This window comes from Streptomyces sp. CO7 (genome assembly GCF_053474865.1).
On the sequence record NZ_JBRIOU010000001.1, the window covers coordinates 226,891 to 229,759 of the forward strand.

Below are 2,869 nucleotides of genomic sequence, written 5' to 3' on the forward strand. Positions count from 1 at the left end.
GGGAGGGTCACCGTAGGATGATCCGACTCTGTTCCCGCCGCGGCCCGTGACCGGGCCCGTTGCTGAGGAGATGCGTGCACGTGGCTGCTCGAGGGCTTCCCACCTGGGCCTGGGTGACCGGCCTGACCAGCGCGGCGATCGTGGTGGTCATCGGACTGGCCGTGCAGGCCGGCTCGGGGCCGAAGCCCGCCGCCCTGGACGACCGGAGCCCGGTGGCCTCGGCCTCCGAGACGCCCCGTCCGAAGAAGTCGCTGTCCGAGGGCGGCGAGGACGGCAAGGGCGGCGGGGACACCGCCGGGACGACGTCGGTGCCGGCGGAGTCCGGGACCGGGCGGCGGCTCGTGTACGGCCTGGAGGCCGACCGGGTGTGGCTGGTCGACGCCGGCGACAAGGCGCTGCGCAGCTTCACGGTGTGGCCCGGCACCCTCGACCCGGAGCCCGGGGAGTACGAGGCGGGCACCCGCACCGCGGCCACCACCGGGTCCGACGGGGTGGCCATCGAGCACGTCGTGTACTTCGCCTTCTCGGGCGGCGTGAACTTCGCGTTCTCGCACGCGGAGGACGGCGCCTCGCCCGCACCCGCCGACGGCAAGCAGACGGCCGGCGTCCGCATGAAGGTGCAGGACGGCACGGCCTTGTGGGAGTTCGCCTCCACCGGCACCCCGGTGGTCGTCGTCCCCTGAGCCGTACCCGCTGCCCACGCCCGCGGCCCCGGTCCCCACGCTCTCGTGGGGACCGGGGCCGTGGACCGTTAGGCGGACAGGCGGGCCGGCGAGGGTGTGTCAGCCGTCGTACGACAGCCCGTGCCCCAGGGGGAAGAGCACCGTGGCCGGGTCGTCGGCCCGCTGGACCGGCACCGGCAGGGTGCCGCGCGGATCGACCCGGCCGGCGATCACCCGTGCCGCGGCGCGCAGTTCGACCTCGGTCCAGCAGTAGGAGGCCAGTGACGCCGGGACGTCGCCGAGCTGGGCGATGTCGTAAGGGTTGCGCACCGCGAGGTGGACGACGGGCACGCCCGTCGCGAGCAGCCGGGCCACCAGGGTGCGCTGGGCGCTGGTGGCGCCGACGTTGTCGGTGGTGACCACCACCGCGTCCCGTCCCCGCGCCGCGGCCACCGCCTCGTCGATCTTCGCGGCGTCGGGGGCCCGGCCGGTGGCGAGCTGGGTGGTGTCGTAGCCCAGTTCGTCGAACGCCTTGGCCAGCTCGGGCACCGTGGTGCGGGTGGCGTCGGTCGGGAAGGCCGGGCTGGCGCCGACCACGAGCAGCTTCTTCTGCGTCCGGCGCAGCGGGAGCGCCCCGCCCTCGTTGACCAGCAGGGTGGTGGTGCGCTCGGCGATCCGGGCGGCGGCGAGCCGGTGGCCGCGGGCGCCGACGACCCGGTCGACCTCCTTCTGCGACACGTAAGGGCTGCCGCCGAGCAGGCCCACCTTGTCCTTGAGCCGCAGGATGCGCCGGACCGACTCGTCGAGCCGTTCCTCGGTGATCTCCCCGGCGCGTACGGCGGCCAGGACGCCGTTGTAGGCGACGTCGATGCTCGGCGGGAAGAGCAGCTGGTCGGCGCCGGCCTTGAGGGCGAGCACCGGCACGCGGTCGTCGCCGTACTTGGTGCGTACGCCCTGCATGTTGAGGGCGTCGGTGACGATCACGCCGTCGAAGCCGAGTTCGCCGCGCAGCACGCCTTGGAGGAGAGCGGGCGACAGGGTGGCGGGGTCGTTGCTGGGGTCGAGCGCGGGGACCTGGAGGTGGGCGGTCATGATCGAGTCGACGCCGGCGGCGATCGCTGCCCGGAAGGGCGGGGCGTCGATGCGGTCCCACTCCTCGCGGGTGTGGGTGATCACGGGCAGTCCGGTGTGGCTGTCCTGCCCGGTGTCGCCGTGGCCGGGGAAGTGCTTGGCACAGGCCGCGACTCCGGCCCGCTGGTAGCCCGTCACCTGGGCGGCCACCATGCGGCCGACCTCGCGGGCGTCGGCGCCGAAGGAGCGGACGTTGATGATGGGATTGGCCGGGTTGACGTTGACGTCGGCGACCGGGGCGAAGTTCTGGTGGATGCCGAGGGCGGCGAGTTCGGCGCCCGAGATGTACCCGGCGGTGCGCGCGTCGGACGCCGACCCGCCCGCGCCGAGGGCCATCGCGCCGGGGAGCTGGGTGGCGCCGCTCCCGATGCGAACGTTGGCGCCGTGCTCCTGGTCGATGGAGATCAGGGACGGCACGGGGGTGGGCAGGGCCAGCGAGGCCCGCTGCACCCCGTTGGTCAGCTCCGCGACCTGGGCGGGGTCCTGGATGTTGTTCGCCCAGCCGGAGAAGTAGATGACCCCGCCGACCTGGTACTTGGCGATGAGCTCGGCCACGGTGCGGACGCCGAGTTCCCTGAGGTTGCGGTCCTGGTCGAGCTGGCTGGGGGAGGTCGCCGACGTGCCGTAGAAGTACGGCACGAAGAGCTGACCGATCTTCGCCTCGACGCTCATCGCGGCGATGATCTTCTCGATGCGGTCGCCGCGGCGGTGCGCGGCCGCGGGGGTGGCCGTCGCGCCGACGACACCCGCCGCGCTCGCGGCGGCCACGGTCGCGGAGGCGAGAACGGTTCGTCGGGACAGACTCCGGTCCTGCATACGGACGTGCTCCTTCCAGCCTTGCGGGGCAAGGGAGTTGAAGGAAACGTGAGGTACTCCGAACAGCGGGAAACGTAGCCGTCGGGTCCGCTCCGTACAAGAGGTCTAGACAAAATAGGTCTAGACAAGCCGACACCTGCCTGCGCCGCGGGACGGCCGCCCCGGGCCGGGGGCGGGCTGGACACCCCGGGTCCTGGGGGCCGGAGCCGAGGGGACGGGGCAGCGGAGGAAGGCGCCTGGGGTGGGCCGGCGCCCCGTGC

2 protein-coding genes are annotated in these 2,869 nt (G+C 73.4%); one reads left to right on the forward strand and one right to left on the reverse strand.

Features of this window, described 5'->3' with window-relative positions; genetic code table 11:
* Positions 1-80: 80 nt before the first annotated feature.
* Positions 81-683, forward strand: coding sequence for a hypothetical protein (locus ACOV8S_RS01045; RefSeq protein WP_448315389.1), 603 nt, complete (start codon positions 81-83; stop codon positions 681-683).
* A 99-nt stretch (positions 684-782) separates the two neighbouring features.
* On the opposite strand, the gene ACOV8S_RS01050 is transcribed toward ACOV8S_RS01045, so the two are convergent.
* On the reverse strand, positions 783-2,609 hold the full coding sequence (locus ACOV8S_RS01050; protein WP_448315391.1) for a glycoside hydrolase family 3 protein: 1,827 nt from the start codon (positions 2,607-2,609) through the stop codon (positions 783-785).
* Positions 2,610-2,869 lie beyond the last annotated feature (260 nt).